12 protein-coding genes and 1 other annotated feature are annotated in these 14571 nt (G+C 57.5%); of the genes, 11 read left to right on the forward strand and 1 reads right to left on the reverse strand.

Going from position 1 to position 14571, the window contains the following annotated elements; translation table 11 throughout:
• The first annotated feature begins 11 nt into the window (after positions 1-11).
• The 11 genes from apt to M2406_RS16370 all read left to right on the forward strand — a co-directional run bounded on the left by apt (position 12) and on the right by M2406_RS16370 (position 12760).
• Complete coding sequence (gene apt / locus M2406_RS16320) at positions 12-563, forward strand: adenine phosphoribosyltransferase (RefSeq protein WP_017891861.1); 552 nt, start codon at positions 12-14, stop codon at positions 561-563.
• Positions 564-646: 83 nt separating this feature from the next.
• Positions 647-2599 carry a DNA polymerase III subunit gamma/tau gene (gene dnaX, locus M2406_RS16325; protein WP_012005574.1) on the forward strand — a complete coding sequence of 651 codons (1953 nt, stop codon included), beginning with the start codon at positions 647-649 and terminating at the stop codon, positions 2597-2599.
• Positions 1932-1996, forward strand: a sequence feature (DnaX frameshifting element). Its footprint overlaps the gene before it by 65 nt.
• Positions 2600-2640: 41 nt before the next feature.
• Positions 2641-2970 carry a YbaB/EbfC family nucleoid-associated protein gene (locus M2406_RS16330; protein WP_012005575.1) on the forward strand — a complete coding sequence of 110 codons (330 nt, stop codon included), beginning with the start codon at positions 2641-2643 and terminating at the stop codon, positions 2968-2970.
• A complete protein-coding gene (recR, locus tag M2406_RS16335; protein ID WP_012005576.1) occupies positions 2970-3575 on the forward strand; it encodes a recombination mediator RecR in 606 nt (201 codons plus the stop codon). The genes M2406_RS16330 and recR overlap by 1 nt, the downstream gene beginning before the upstream one ends.
• A 135-nt stretch (positions 3576-3710) precedes the next feature.
• Positions 3711-5576, forward strand: coding sequence for a molecular chaperone HtpG (gene htpG / locus M2406_RS16340; RefSeq protein ID WP_259190668.1), 1866 nt, complete (start codon positions 3711-3713; stop codon positions 5574-5576).
• A gap of 203 nt (positions 5577-5779) precedes the next feature.
• Positions 5780-6424 carry an adenylate kinase gene (adk, locus tag M2406_RS16345; RefSeq protein WP_012005578.1) on the forward strand — a complete coding sequence of 215 codons (645 nt, stop codon included), beginning with the start codon at positions 5780-5782 and terminating at the stop codon, positions 6422-6424.
• A 167-nt stretch (positions 6425-6591) separates the two neighbouring features.
• Positions 6592-7725, forward strand: coding sequence for a sugar diacid recognition domain-containing protein (locus M2406_RS16350; protein ID WP_259190670.1), 1134 nt, complete (start codon positions 6592-6594; stop codon positions 7723-7725).
• Positions 7726-7843: 118 nt separating this feature from the next.
• Positions 7844-9109, forward strand: coding sequence for a GntP family permease (locus M2406_RS16355; protein WP_012005580.1), 1266 nt, complete (start codon positions 7844-7846; stop codon positions 9107-9109).
• Between the two features lie 9 nt (positions 9110-9118).
• Positions 9119-10267 (forward strand): glycerate kinase, encoded by a 1149-nt coding sequence (locus M2406_RS16360; protein ID WP_259190671.1) that lies wholly within the window; start codon positions 9119-9121, stop codon positions 10265-10267.
• A gap of 134 nt (positions 10268-10401) precedes the next feature.
• The gene (gene hemH / locus M2406_RS16365) at positions 10402-11364 is read left to right on the forward strand and encodes a ferrochelatase (RefSeq protein WP_012005582.1); all 963 of its coding nucleotides are present in this window, start codon (positions 10402-10404) and stop codon (positions 11362-11364) included.
• 91 nt (positions 11365-11455) lie between these two features.
• The gene (locus M2406_RS16370) at positions 11456-12760 is read left to right on the forward strand and encodes an inosine/guanosine kinase (protein WP_012005583.1); all 1305 of its coding nucleotides are present in this window, start codon (positions 11456-11458) and stop codon (positions 12758-12760) included.
• Positions 12761-12808: 48 nt separating this feature from the next.
• Here the strand turns inward: M2406_RS16370 and ybaL are convergent, their stop codons facing one another.
• The gene (gene ybaL / locus M2406_RS16375; RefSeq protein WP_012005584.1) at positions 12809-14500 is read right to left on the reverse strand and encodes a YbaL family putative K(+) efflux transporter; all 1692 of its coding nucleotides are present in this window, start codon (positions 14498-14500) and stop codon (positions 12809-12811) included.
• Positions 14501-14571: the final 71 nt, after the last annotated feature.

Below are 14571 nucleotides of genomic sequence, written 5' to 3' on the forward strand. Positions count from 1 at the left end.
AGGCAACAATTATGACCGCTACTGCGCAGCAGCTTCAGTTTATTAAAGACAGTATCAAAACCATCCCGGATTACCCTAAGCCGGGCATACTGTTCCGTGACGTCACCAGCCTGCTGGAAAATCCGCTGGCCTACGCCGCCAGTATTGAATTGCTGGTTGAGCGTTTCCGCGAAGCGGGCGTCACCAAAGTGGTTGGCACCGAAGCGCGTGGCTTCCTGTTTGGCGCCCCGGTTGCGTTGGCGCTGGGCGTGGGTTTTGTACCGGTGCGCAAACCGGGCAAGCTGCCGCGTGCCACCCTCAGCGAAAGCTATGAGCTGGAATACGGCACCGACAAGTTGGAAATCCACACCGATGCTATCAGCGCCGGTGATAAAGTGCTGGTGGTGGACGATCTGCTGGCAACCGGCGGCACCATCGAAGCCACAGCAAAACTGATCCGCCGTCTGGGTGGTGAAGTGACCGACGCCGCCTTCATTATCAATCTGCCGGATCTCGGCGGTGAAGCGCGTTTAAACACCCTGGGTATTGAATGCTACAGCCTGGTCAACTTCTCCGGCCACTGATCTGCATTACCACAACGGCCTCGCGGATCGCCGCGGGGCTGTGTTAGCATGACCCTCCAGATTACTCGACTTTTCCGGTATTAATGAGCTATCAGGTTCTAGCCCGTAAGTGGCGCCCTCAAACGTTTGCAGATGTGGTCGGACAGGAACATGTCCTGACGGCACTGGCTAACGGCCTCTCGCTGGGGCGGATCCATCACGCCTATCTGTTCTCGGGTACGCGCGGCGTGGGTAAAACCACCATTGCGCGCCTGCTGGCCAAAGGCCTGAACTGTGAAACCGGCATCACCGCCACGCCGTGCGGTCAATGTGATAACTGCCGCGAGATTGAGCAGGGACGTTTTGTCGATCTGATCGAGATCGACGCCGCGTCCAGAACCAAGGTGGAAGATACCCGCGATCTGCTGGATAACGTCCAGTACGCTCCCGCCCGTGGCCGCTTCAAGGTTTACCTGATTGACGAAGTGCACATGCTCTCGCGTCACAGCTTCAATGCGCTGTTGAAAACGCTGGAAGAGCCGCCTTCGCACGTCAAATTCCTGTTGGCAACCACCGACCCGCAAAAGTTGCCGGTAACCATTTTGTCCCGCTGTCTGCAATTTCATCTGAAGGCGCTGGACGTCGATCAGATCCGCAGCCAGTTGGAAACGGTGCTGCAGGCAGAGCAGATCACCAGCGATCAGCGTGCGTTGCAGCTATTGGCGCGTGCCGCCGATGGCAGCATGCGTGATGCACTGAGCCTCACTGACCAGGCGATTGCCATGGGACAGGGGCAGGTGACTACCGCCACCGTCAGCCAAATGCTGGGCACGCTTGACGATGAACAGCCGCTGGCTATTCTCGAAGCGCTGGTCAGTGCCGATGGCGAAAAGGTGATGGCGCAGGTCGCGCAGGCCGCTTCGCGCGGTGTCGATTGGGAAAATCTGCTGATCGAGACGCTGGCGTTGCTGCACCGTATTGCGATGGTGCAGTTGCTGCCGTCGGTGTTGGATAATCATTACGCCGCCATTGAACAGCGGCTGCGTGAGCTGGCGCGTACCTTGCCGCCGACTGACGTACAGCTCTATTACCAAACGCTGTTGGTTGGCCGCAAAGAGCTGGCCTTTGCGCCGGATCGCCGCATGGGGGTTGAAATGACCCTGCTGCGCGCGCTGGCGTTTCATCCGAAGGCGATGATCCCCGAGCCGGTAGCCATGGTGCAGACTGCACCTGTGCAGATGGCTCAGCCACAGGTTCAAGCGGCCCAGCCGCCACAGTTTCAGGACGCACCGCCGCCGTTAGGGCAGGTTGCACCGCAGAACAATCAGCAAGCGAATTTACCGGATGCCACCGCGCAATTATTAAAGGCGCGTACCCAACTGCTGAGGCAGCAGGGAGCATCCACAACAAAAAAGAGTGAACCGGCGGCGCCTGGAAAAGCGCGGCCGGCGAACTCGGCACTGGAGCGATTGGCTTCCGTGACTGAGCGCAGCCAGCAGCGCCAGGCGGAAAAGATCGTGCAGGAAAAACCGGCCAAGCCGGAGGCTTATCGCTGGCGCGCACTGACCGAGCCGGAGGCCGAACCGGAGCCGCTGGCTACGCCGAAAGCGTTGCGCACCGCGCTCGAGCATGAGAAAACGCCCGAGCTGTCGGCCAAACTGGTGGTTGAATCGCTGGAACGCGACGCCTGGGCGGCGGAAATCGATAAGCTTAAAATTCCAAAACTGGTGCAGCAACTGGCATTAAACGCGGTTAAACAACAGTTGGAACCCGGTAAGATTTGTCTTCACCTGCGGTCGTCGCAGCGTCACCTGAATTCGCCTTCGGCGCAGAAGGTGCTGACCGATGCGCTCAGCGAGCTGTACGGTAGCCCGGTTGAGTTGACCGTGGTGGAAGACGATAATCCGGCGGAGCGGACTCCGCTGGAGTGGCGACAAGCCATTTATGAAGAAAAACTGGCGCAGGCGCGCCAGTCGATCGTTACGGATACCCATATTCAGACCCTGCGCCGTTTCTTCGACGCGGACCTGGATGAAGAGAGTATTCGCCCCATTTAAACGCTGCGTAAAGTGCGCGGCCCTAGCGACGAGAGACGACTATGTTTGGTAAAGGCGGTCTGGGCAACCTGATGAAGCAAGCCCAGCAAATGCAAGAAAAAATGCAGCAGATGCAGGAAGAAGTCGCCAAATTGGAAGTGACTGGCGAATCCGGTGCCGGCCTGGTGAAAGTCACCATCAATGGCGCGCACAACTGCCGTCGTGTGGAGATCGATCCGAGCCTGATGGAAGACGATAAAGATATGCTGGAAGACCTGATCGCTGCTGCGATCAACGACGCCGCACGTCGTATCGACGAAACCCAGAAAGAGAAAATGGCGTCTGTGTCCAATGGCATGCAACTGCCACCTGGCTTTAAGATGCCGTTCTGATGCAAACCAGCCCGCTCCTTGAAACATTGATGGAGGCGTTGCGTTGCCTGCCGGGCGTTGGCCCTAAGTCGGCGCAGCGCATGGCATTCCAACTGTTGCAGCGCGATCGCAGCGGTGGCATGCGTTTGGCGCAGGCGCTGACCCGCGCCATGTCGGAAATCGGTCACTGTGCCGATTGCCGCACCTTCACCGAGCAGGATATCTGCACCATCTGCGCCAATCCGCGCCGTCAACAAAACGGCCAGATCTGCGTGGTGGAAAGCCCGGCTGATATTCACGCCATCGAGCAGACCGGCCAGTTCGCCGGGCGCTACTTTGTGTTGATGGGCCACCTGTCGCCGATGGACGGCATTGGCCCAGGCGATATCGGTCTGGATCGGCTGGAGCAACGGCTGGAAAAAGAAAGCGTTACCGAAGTGATCCTGGCGACCAACCCGACGGTGGAAGGTGACGCAACCGCCAACTACATCGCCGAGATGTGTGGTCAGTATGGCGTAGTGGCCAGCCGCATTGCCCACGGCGTGCCGGTGGGTGGCGAGCTGGAGATGGTCGACGGCACCACGCTGTCGCATTCCCTGGCCGGTCGCCACGTTATCAAGTTCTGATGCTTAGCGGGGCCATCACGGCCCCGTTACTTTGCCAAAAAAATTCCCCCAGTCGCTTGAAAAACAATGCTCTGACCCCCACTTGATCCTCATTGTCCGATTTTGGTAGCTATATCTTTGAGGTAATCAATGAGTATGAAAGGTCAAGAAACCCGTGGTTTCCAGTCTGAAGTAAAACAACTGCTTCATTTGATGATTCATTCGCTGTACTCCAATAAAGAAATTTTCCTGCGCGAGCTGATCTCCAACGCCTCAGACGCCGCCGACAAGCTGCGTTTCCGCGCGCTGTCCGCGCCAGAGCTGTATGAAGGCGACGGCGAGCTGCGTGTGCGTCTTTCCTTCGATAAAGACCAGCGTACGCTGACCATTGCCGACAACGGCATTGGCATGAACCGCGAAGAAGTGATTGAAAACCTGGGCACCATCGCAAAATCAGGGACTAAAGCCTTCCTGGAGTCTATCGGCTCCGATCAGGCCAAAGACAGCCAATTGATCGGCCAGTTTGGCGTGGGCTTCTACTCCGCGTTCATCGTGGCGGATAAAGTCACCGTGCGTACCCGCGCAGCCGGTGCCGCCGCCGATCAAGGCGTGTTCTGGGAGTCCGTCGGTGAGGGCGATTACACCATTGCCGACGTCAGCAAAGAAGATCGCGGTACCGAAATCACCCTGCATCTGCGCGAAGGCGAAGATGAATACCTCGACGCCTGGCGTCTGCGTTCGGTGATCGGTAAATACTCCGACCACATCGCACTGCCGGTTGAGATTGAAACCAAAAACGAAGAAGACGGCACCGTCACCTGGGAAAAAATCAACAAGGCGCAGGCCCTGTGGACCCGTAGCAAGGCTGACGTCACCGACGAAGAATACAAAGAGTTCTACAAACACATTGCTCACGACTTTACCGATCCGCTGAGCTGGAGCCACAACCGGGTGGAAGGCAAGCAGGAATACACCAGCCTGCTGTATATCCCTGCCCAGGCCCCGTGGGACATGTGGAACCGCGATCACAAGCACGGTCTGAAACTGTATGTTCAGCGCGTGTTTATCATGGACGACGCTGAGCAGTTCATGCCGAACTACCTGCGTTTCGTGCGTGGCCTGATAGATTCCAACGATCTGCCGCTGAACGTCTCGCGTGAAATTCTGCAAGACAGCCGTGTGACGCAAAACCTGCGTGGCGCGCTGACCAAGCGTGTGCTGCAGATGCTGGAAAAACTGGCCAAAGACGACGCGGAAGGCTACCAGAAGTTCTGGCAGCAGTTCGGTCTGGTGTTGAAAGAAGGCCCGGCGGAAGACGCGAACAATAAAGAAACCATCGCCAAATTGCTGCGTTTCGCCTCTACCCAGAGTGACAGCTCGGCGCAGACGGTTTCGCTGGAAGAGTACGTTGGCCGCATGGCCGAAGGGCAGGAGAAGATTTATTACATCACTGCCGACAGCTATGCCGCCGCCAAGAGCAGCCCGCACCTGGAGCTGTTCCGCAAGAAAGGCATCGAAGTATTGCTGCTTTCTGACCGTATCGATGAATGGATGATGAGCTACCTGACCGAATTTGACGGCAAGCCGTTCCAGTCGGTCAGCAAGGCGGACGACGCGCTGGACAAACTGGCGGATGAAACCGAAGAGCAGAAGGCCGCTGAGAAGCAGCTGGAGCCGTTCGTTGACCGCGTGAAGACCCTGCTGGGCGATCGTGTGAAGGATGTGCGCCTGACGCACCGCCTGACCGATACGCCGGCTATCGTCATCACCGACGCCGATGAAATGAGCACCCAGATGGCAAAACTGTTTGCCGCTGCGGGCCAGGAAGCGCCGGCCGTGAAATACATTTTCGAACTGAATCCGGAACATGCGCTGGTCAAACGCGCATCCGATGTGGGCGATAACGAACAATTCGCCGAGTGGATTGACCTGTTATTGGATCAGGCGCTGCTGGCCGAACGCGGCACGCTGGAAGACCCAAATCAGTTTATCCGCCGCATGAATAAGCTGTTGTCCGCATAATTTCGACCTTATACGCCTCTGACCTAAAGGTTGGAGGCGTTTTTTTTTGCTTTTCTCACTGATTTTCAGCGTTTTACCCTCTTTTTTGCCCTTTCTGCTCCGCAATCGATTTCCTCGCGTACCTTGAGCCAGCCCCCCCTGAAATGGTATGGTTGAGCGTTTTCGCAATTTTATAAAAACTACATAGCAAGGGGATTTACGCAATGCGTATCATTCTGCTGGGCGCTCCGGGCGCTGGTAAAGGTACTCAGGCTCAATTCATCATGGAGAAATACGGTATTCCGCAAATCTCTACTGGTGATATGTTGCGCGCAGCCGTGAAGGCCGGCAGTGAACTGGGCAAGCAGGCGAAAGAAATCATGGATGCCGGCAAGCTGGTAACCGATGAACTGGTCATTGCACTGGTTAAAGAACGCATCACCCAGGAAGACTGCCGTAACGGCTTCCTGCTGGACGGTTTCCCACGCACTATTCCACAGGCTGACGCGATGAAAGAAGCCGGCATCAACGTGGATTATGTGCTGGAATTCGACGTGCCGGACGAACTGATCGTTGATCGCATCGTTGGTCGCCGCGTGCATGCGCCATCTGGCCGCGTGTACCACGTTAAATTCAATCCGCCGAAGGTGGAAGGCAAAGACGACGCAACCGGCGAAGACCTGACGACCCGTAAAGACGATCAGGAAGAAACCGTGCGCAAACGTCTGGTTGAATACCACCAGATGACGGCACCGTTGATTTCCTACTACAGCAAAGAAGCTGCAGCAGGCAACACCCAATACCGTAAAATCGACGGCACCCGTAAAGTGACCGAAGTGAGCGCTGAACTGGCGACCATCCTCGGCTGATCGGTTTTTCATTGCGGTGTATAGCGCCAGGCCTTATCGGTCTGGCGTTTTTTTTGCTATTTTCCAGCCGAACTGTGATCGCCGTGGCTTGTTGAGCCAGTGCGCTTTAATCACCCGCGATAAATGACGTATAACTGCCTCCATAATCACCCATGGGGACTCTCCTGATGCTCAGAACCACCAATTTGCTGGCAGAATCCACCGCGCGCCAGATCGTGCAGCGGGCGATGGGCATCATCAATCATTCCGTCAACGTTATGGACAGCAACGGTGTCATCATTGCCTCCGGTAATCCCTCACGCCTGTTCCAGCGCCATGAGGGCGCGGTGCTGGCGCTAACCGAGAACCGGGTAGTGGAAATTGATGCGGTGACCGCAGCGCATCTTAAAGGGGTACGGCCAGGCATTAACCTGCCATTTAGCTTTCGCAGCCAGCAGGTGGGGGTGATCGGCATTTCCGGCGAACCCACCCAGGTGCGCGCCTATGCCGAACTGGTAAAAATGGCGGCTGAGCTGATGGTGGAGCAGGCGGCATTATTGAGCCAAAACCAGTGGGAAAAGCGTTATCGCGAGGAACTGGCGAATCAGTTGTTGCAGCCGCAGCCGGCATCGGCCTCGCTGGAGTCGATGGCTGCCTATCTGGGCCTGGATCTGCAACTGCCGCGTATCGTCTGGATCCTGGAGTTACAGGATCCTCAGCCGAATTTATTGCGTGAACTGCTGGCGGAACTGGAACACAGCCAGCGTGAGGCGCTGCTCGCCATCACCGGCCTCAACGAAATGGTCCTGCTGCGGCCCGCCAGTCTGGTGCAGGGGGAATGGAGTTTGAAACAGGAGCGCAAACAGGCGCAGCAGTTGCAAAGCCAGCTCCAGTCGCGTTTCAACCTGCGTTTGATTATCGGCGGCTTCTTTAGCGGTGAGGCGGGGTTGCACCGTTCTAACCTGACCGCCCGCGCCACCCAGGCAATGGCGCAGCGGTTGAAACTGCGCCACAAGACGCTGTTCTACCAAGATTACCCGCTGCCGTCATTGCTGTGCGATTTGGGGGAAGACTGGCGTGCGCAGGAGCTTTCACGCCCCTGGCAGATCCTGGGGGCCAGTGATGAAAAAGGCGTACTGCGCAGCACCCTGCGGCACTATTTTTCGCGGAATTGTGATCAGACGCAGACTGCCACTGAGCTGCATATTCACGTCAATACCCTGCGCTATCGCCTGCAGCGCATTGAGGCGATTACCGGATTGAAAATCAATCAGTTAACTGATGCCTTGCAGTTATACATCGGCATGCTGATGCACCACTGAGTTGTGTAAAACCACAACTTTCCGGCGCGCCAGCCGGTGGGTTTTTGTGGCTTCCTCTCACGCTAATGTTCGGCGCTCAGGATATGTTTTCCCCACACCAACAACGGGGAAAACAATAATGACAACGGTATCCACATTGGGGGCGCTGGTGGCATTGGTCGTCGCTATCGTTCTGATTTTACGCAAGGTTCCGCCAGCCTACGGCATGATTGCCGGTGCGCTGGCCGGTGGATTGTGTGGCGGCGCCGATCTGGTACAGACCGTGACGCTGATGATCACCGGCGCTCAGGGCATCACCAACGCCGTAATGCGCATTCTGGCCGCGGGGGTATTGGCCGGGGTGCTGATTGAGTCCGGCGCGGCGCACACCATTGCTGAAACCATTGTCCGCAAGGTCGGGGAAACCCGTGCGCTGCTGGCGCTGGCGATAGCTACACTGATCCTTACGGCGGTTGGGGTATTTATCGACGTGGCGGTGATCACCGTAGCGCCGATCGCTCTCTCCATTGCCCAGAAGGCCGGGATCTCGCGCGGTGCCATCCTGTTGGCGATGATCGGTGGCGGCAAGGCCGGTAACGTGATGTCACCCAACCCGAACACCATTGCGGCCGCCGATAACTTCCATGTGCCGCTGACCTCGGTAATGATGGCCGGCATCGTGCCTGGCCTGTGTGGGCTGGTGGTGGCCTATCTGCTGGCCCGGCGCTTGAGCAACAAGGGGGACAAGGTGCTGGCAGAGGAACTGACGCAGCATGCTGAGGGTTCTCGCCCAGGCTTTGCGGCGGCGATCAGCGCGCCGTTGGTTGCCATTGTGCTGCTGTCACTGCGGCCGATCGCCGGTATAGCCGTCGATCCGCTGATTGCGTTACCGGCCGGCGGATTGGTGGGAGCGTTATTGATGGGACGCATTCGCCAGTGTAATCAGTTTATGGTTTCTGGCCTGAGCCGCATGGCTCCGGTGGCGATTATGCTGCTCGGCACCGGTACGCTGGCGGGCATTATCGCCAACTCGGCGCTGAAGGACGCGTTGATTAACGGATTGACCCACACCGGTATGCCGGCCTGGCTGCTGGCCCCGCTCTCCGGGGCATTGATGTCGATGGCAACCGCTTCCACTACCGCCGGTACCGCCGTGGCATCCGGCGTATTCAGCAGCACCTTGCTGGAGCTGGGCGTCAGCGGGTTGGCGGGGGCGGCGATGATCCATGCCGGTGCCACGGTGCTGGATCACCTGCCACACGGCAGTTTCTTCCACGCCACCGGCGGCAGCGTCAATATGGTGGTGCATCAACGGCTGAAATTACTGCCGTATGAAACCCTGATAGGCTTCACCATTGCCGCCGTCTCGGCGTTGATGTTTGGCGTATTTAATCTGGCAGGATAAGGAATACTGATGAAAACGCTGAAAAAAGTGGTAATTGCCCCAGACTCGTTTAAAGAGAGCCTGAGTGCGATGGCGGTGGCTGAGGCCATCGAGCTCGGATTCCGCCAGATTTACCCGCAGGTGCAGTATGTGAAATTGCCGATGGCGGACGGCGGCGAAGGCACGGTGGATTCGATGGTGGCGGCCACCGGTGGAGAAATTGTCAGGGTTGAGGTCACCGGCCCGTTGGGCCAGCCAGTTTCTGCCTTTTACGGCTTGCTGGGGGAGGGGGAAACTGCCGTTATCGAGATGGCGGCCGCTTCCGGCCTGCATTTGGCGCCCAAGGGACAGCGCGATCCGCGTATTACCACCAGTTACGGTACCGGTGAACTGATCCTGGCGGCGCTGGAACGCGGCGTGAAGACGATTATTCTGGGTATCGGCGGGAGTGCCACCAACGACGGGGGGGCCGGTATGATGCAGGCGCTGGGGGCCAGGCTGCTGGATGACCAACAGCAACCGCTGCCGCCGGGTGGCGCGGCACTGGCCCGGTTAGCGCAAATTGATCTTTCAGCGGTAGACCCTCGCCTGCAGCAGGTGAGCGTAACGGCTGCCTGTGACGTGGATAACCCGTTATGTGGCCCTCACGGGGCTTCGGCGGTGTTTGGCCCGCAGAAGGGCGCCACGCCGGAGATGGTGACGCAGTTGGATGCGGCACTAAGCCATTTCGGCAGTTTGCTGCAGCAGGCCACCGGCCGCGAGGTGCTCAACGCACCGGGCGCCGGAGCGGCGGGCGGAATGGGGGCGGCCTTGCTCGGCATGCTCAACGCTCGCTTACGGCCAGGAATTGAGATCGTGATTGAAACTTTGCGGCTGGAAGAGGCGCTTCGCGACGCCGATCTGGTGATCACCGGAGAGGGGCGACTGGATAGCCAGTCGATCCACGGCAAAACGCCGATTGGCGTGGCAAGGGTAGCCAAACGCCATGGCTTGCCGGTGATCGGCATCGCCGGCAGCCTGTCGAAAGATTATCAGGTGGTACACCAGCATGGCATTGACGCTGCTTTTTCGGTGCTTGACCGTGTCGTCACGCTGGAAGAAGCCCTGACGGACGCGGCCGATAATCTTGAGGTCACGGCCCGCAATGTGGCGGCGGTCTGGAAGCTGGCGCAATCCTGAGGTTCATACCCTTCACCTGTTGCTGATATCGGTTCCGATGAGGCGCTTTTCCGTTACAATAGGTGCCATTAATTGACGTTAACCCCCTGACCCAGAACGGGGGGTTAGCTTGCAAGGAACCAAGGGGAACTGTGATGAAGCAAGAGAAACACGGAGTATTGCTGGTGAACCTGGGCACGCCGGATGCTCCGACCTCGTCGGCGGTAAAACGCTATCTAAAGGAATTCCTCAGTGACGACCGCGTGGTGGATACGGCCCCGCTGATTTGGTGGCCGATCCTCAACGGCGCCATCTTGCCGATCCGTTCACCGCGGGTCGCCAAGTTGTATCAGTCGGTATGGATGGACGAAGGTTCTCCGTTGCTGGTTTACAGCCGCCGCCAGCAGCGCGCGTTGGCCGCACGTATGCCCAACACGCCGGTTGAACTGGGTATGAGCTACGGCTCCCCAAGCCTGGCCGAAGCGATTGACAAGCTGCTGGCGCAAGGCGTGACCAATCTGGTGGTGTTGCCGCTGTACCCGCAATACTCCTGCTCGACCAGCGCCGCGGTATGGGACGGAGTGGCCCGGATACTGAAAGGCTACCGTCGCCTGCCGTCAGTCAGCTTTATCCGCGACTATGCCGAGCACCCGGCCTACATTGCCGCGCTGCGCCAAAGTGTTGAGCATTCGTTTGCCGAGCATGGTCAGCCGGATCGACTGGTGTTGTCATTCCATGGCATTCCCAAGCGCTATGCGCGTCTGGGCGACGATTATCCGCAGCGTTGCGAAGACACTTTACGAGCTCTGACTGCCACGTTACCGCTGGCACCGGAACGGGTGATGATGACTTATCAGTCGCGCTTTGGTCGTGAGCCCTGGCTGACGCCTTATACCGACGAGACCCTCAAAGGCCTGCCGGCTCAGGGTGTTAAACATATTCAGCTTATCTGCCCCGGTTTCTCTGCGGACTGCCTGGAAACGCTGGAGGAGATCAAAGAGCAAAACCGCGAGATCTTCCTTAAGGCCGGCGGTGAGAAGTTCGAGTACATTTCAGCGCTCAACGACGAGCCGGCGCACATTGATATGATGCAGCAACTGGTGGCACAGCGCTTCTGATCCTCAGAACGCAAAATGGTGACGGCCATCATCAATCGGGCAGGAATGTGCTAACATTCTCTGCCTGTTAACTGCCACTGCCGCCAATTAAATGAAATTTCCTGGTAAACGTAAGTCCAAACACTATTTTCCGGTGAACGCCCGCGATCCGCTCTTGCAGCAGGCTCAGCCCGAAAATGAAATCAGCACCTCTTATGTCGTCGGTATTGACCAGACGCTGGTGGATATCGAAGCCAAAGTGGACGACAGCTTCGTCCAGCGCTATGGCCTGAGTCTGGGGCATTCTCTGGTGATCGAGGATGACGTCGCCGAGGCGCTGTATCAGGAATTGATCGACAACAATTTAATCACCCATCAGTTTGCCGGCGGTACCATCGGCAATACTTTGCACAACTATTCAGTGCTGGCGGATGACCGCTCGGTGCTGCTCGGCGTGATGTGCAGCAATATCAAGATTGGCAGCTACGCCTACCGCTATCTGTGCAATACCTCCAGCCGTACCGATCTTAACCATCTGCAGGCGGTTGACGGTGCTATTGGTCGCTGCTTCACGCTGATCGGTGAAAGCGGTGAGCGCACCTTCGCCATCAGCCCAGGGCAGATGAATCAACTGCGGCCGGAAAGCGTGACGGAAGAGGTGATTGCCGGTGCCTCGGCATTGGTGCTGACGTCCTATCTGGTGCGTTGCAAGGAAGGTGAGCCGATGCCGGCGGCGACCATGCAGGCGATCGAGTTTGCCAAAAAGCACGATGTACCGGTGGTACTGACGCTCGGCACCAAGTACGTGATCGCCGACAACCCGCAGTGGTGGCGCGACTTCCTGAAACAGCACGTTTCTATTCTGGCGATGAACGAAGATGAAGCGCTGGAGCTGACCGGGCTGAGCGATCCGCTGACCGCTTCTGACATGGCGCTGGAATGGGTCGATCTGGTGTTGTGTACCGCCGGGCCAAGTGGTTTGTATATGGCGGGTTACACCGAAGAGGCCAACAAGCGAGAAACTCAGCATCCGCTGTTGCCGGGGCATATTGCCGAATTCAACCGCTATGAGTTCAGCCGCGCGATGCGTCGTGAAAGCTGCGAGAACCCGTTCCGCATCTATTCGCACATTGCACCCTATATGGGCGGGCCGGAAAAAATCATGAACACCAACGGTGCCGGTGATGGGGCGCTGTCAGCGCTGCTGCATGATATTGCCGCCAACGGTTTTCACCGCAATAACGTGCCGAACTCCAGCAAGCACGTTCGCAGTTACCTGACTTACTCCTCGTTAGCGCAGGTGTGTAAATATGCCAACCGCGTCAGCTATCAGGTACTGAACCAGCATTCACCGCGTCTGACGCGTGGCCTGCCGGAACGAGAGGACAGCCTGGAAGAGTCTTACTGGGAACGGTAAAAACAAAAAGGTCCGGCTCGCCGGACCTTTTTTACATCGCTTGTCACATCAAATCGGGCAGCCGCCCATTTTCTCTTCTTCAGTCAGCGTATCCAACTTAAGGATATTCAGCATGCTGTTGGCGATTTCCCGTTCTCCCATCACCACCTGATTCGCCCCACGATCTGAGATATAGGATACTTCGTCATCGTAGTGCGCCCGGGCGATAATTTCGATGTTGGGCCGCTTGGTTCGCGCAGAGGCTACGATCTCACCGGCCTCGTAACCATTGGGGATGGTCAACAACAGCCAGCGTGCGCAGTCCAGCCGTGCCAGATCCATCACTTCCGGATTGGCGGCGTTACCCAGCACCGTTTTAATGCCCTGTTCACGCAATGCTTCAACCCGTGGCCGTGAGTTTTCGATTACCACCAGCGGAATACCGGCTTCGGCCAGCTTGGCCCCAAGCAGACTACCGACGCGGCCATAGCCAACCACCAACGCGTGGTTGCACATATCGACCGGGATCTGCTTCTCGTCCTCTACCGCTTCTTCCAGGATTTGGTCTTCTATGGTCTCGGTCTTGGCCAGATAACGTTCGAGCAGGGTGAACAGCAGCGGGTTAAGCATGATCGACAAAATAGCCCCGGCCAGCACCAGATTACGGCCGTGCTCCGACATCATGCCCAGCGTGATCCCAAGCCCTGCCAGGATGAAGGCAAACTCGCCAATCTGCGCCAGGCTGGCGGAGATGGTCAGCGCGGTGCGTTTGGAGTGGCCGAACATTTTCACCAGCAGGAATGCGGCCGCCGATTTACCGAACACGATAATCGCCAGCGTTGCCAGCACCGCCAGAGGCTCATTGATCAGGATCATCGGATCAAACAGCATGCCGACCGAGACAAAGAACAGTACGGCGAAGGCATCGCGCAGCGGTAAGGTGTCGTGGGCCGCTCGATGGCTCAGCTCAGACTCATTGAGCACCATACCGGCGAAGAATGCCCCCAGGGCAAAGGAAACATCGAACAGTTTCACCGCGCCATAGGCAATACCGAGTGCCAATGCCAACACCGCCAGGGTAAAGAGTTCACGTGAACCGGTACTGGCGGTTTTCGCCAGGATCCACGGCACCAGGCGACGGCCAACCACAATCATCAGCGCGATAAAGGCGATGACTTTACCAATGGTCACTGCCAACTCAATCAGTAACTGGCCGCTGCTGGCGTTGTTATTGCCCAGCATATTGCCGAACGCCGGCAGCAATACCAGCGTCAGCACCATCGCCAGGTCTTCTACGATCAGCCAGCCGATGGCGATTTGCCCACGCTGGCTATCAATCAACTGACGCTCTTCCAGCGCACGCAGCAGCACCACGGTACTGGCGGTGGATAAGCAAAGCCCGAACACCAGACCGGAAATCAAATCCCAGCCGAGCAGTTTTGATAACCCTATACCCAGCAAGGTGGCAACGGCAATCTGGGCCACGGCACCGGGAATGGCGATATGTTTTACTGCGAGGAGGTCTTTAAGAGAGAAGTGGAGGCCAACACCAAACATCAACAAAATCACGCCGATTTCCGCCAGTTCCGGAGCCAGCGAGGTGTCGGCAACAAAACCGGGGGTAAAAGGGCCGGCGAGCACGCCTGCGGCAAGGTACCCGACCAGCGGGGAGATGCGCAGGCGATTCGCCAGCATTCCGAGGAGGAAGGCGAGGACCAAGCCTCCGACAATGGTGGTGATTAGCGGTGTTGAATTATGCATCCAAACTCCTTCTAGCTATGCATTGCAGCAGAGGGGAAACGCAACAGAGTTACGAAAAGATACATTTAGTT

This window comes from Serratia sp. BIGb0163, from assembly GCF_024809935.1.
Classification (GTDB): Bacteria; Pseudomonadota; Gammaproteobacteria; order Enterobacterales; family Enterobacteriaceae; genus Serratia; species Serratia quinivorans.

What these genes read in the sequence shown, in the direction of transcription:
- apt (WP_017891861.1), top strand. Translation starts at nt 12, where the DNA reads ATGACCGCTACTGCGCAGCAGCTTCAGTTTATTAAAGACAGTATCAAA.
- dnaX (WP_012005574.1), top strand. Translation starts at nt 647, where the DNA reads ATGAGCTATCAGGTTCTAGCCCGTAAGTGGCGCCCTCAAACGTTTGCA.
- M2406_RS16330 (WP_012005575.1), top strand. Translation starts at nt 2,641, where the DNA reads ATGTTTGGTAAAGGCGGTCTGGGCAACCTGATGAAGCAAGCCCAGCAA.
- recR (WP_012005576.1), top strand. Translation starts at nt 2,970, where the DNA reads ATGCAAACCAGCCCGCTCCTTGAAACATTGATGGAGGCGTTGCGTTGC.
- htpG (WP_259190668.1), top strand. Translation starts at nt 3,711, where the DNA reads ATGAAAGGTCAAGAAACCCGTGGTTTCCAGTCTGAAGTAAAACAACTG.
- adk (WP_012005578.1), top strand. Translation starts at nt 5,780, where the DNA reads ATGCGTATCATTCTGCTGGGCGCTCCGGGCGCTGGTAAAGGTACTCAG.
- M2406_RS16350 (WP_259190670.1), top strand. Translation starts at nt 6,592, where the DNA reads ATGCTCAGAACCACCAATTTGCTGGCAGAATCCACCGCGCGCCAGATC.
- M2406_RS16355 (WP_012005580.1), top strand. Translation starts at nt 7,844, where the DNA reads ATGACAACGGTATCCACATTGGGGGCGCTGGTGGCATTGGTCGTCGCT.
- M2406_RS16360 (WP_259190671.1), top strand. Translation starts at nt 9,119, where the DNA reads ATGAAAACGCTGAAAAAAGTGGTAATTGCCCCAGACTCGTTTAAAGAG.
- hemH (WP_012005582.1), top strand. Translation starts at nt 10,402, where the DNA reads ATGAAGCAAGAGAAACACGGAGTATTGCTGGTGAACCTGGGCACGCCG.
- M2406_RS16370 (WP_012005583.1), top strand. Translation starts at nt 11,456, where the DNA reads ATGAAATTTCCTGGTAAACGTAAGTCCAAACACTATTTTCCGGTGAAC.
- ybaL (WP_012005584.1), bottom strand. Translation starts at nt 14,500, where the DNA reads ATGCATAATTCAACACCGCTAATCACCACCATTGTCGGAGGCTTGGTC.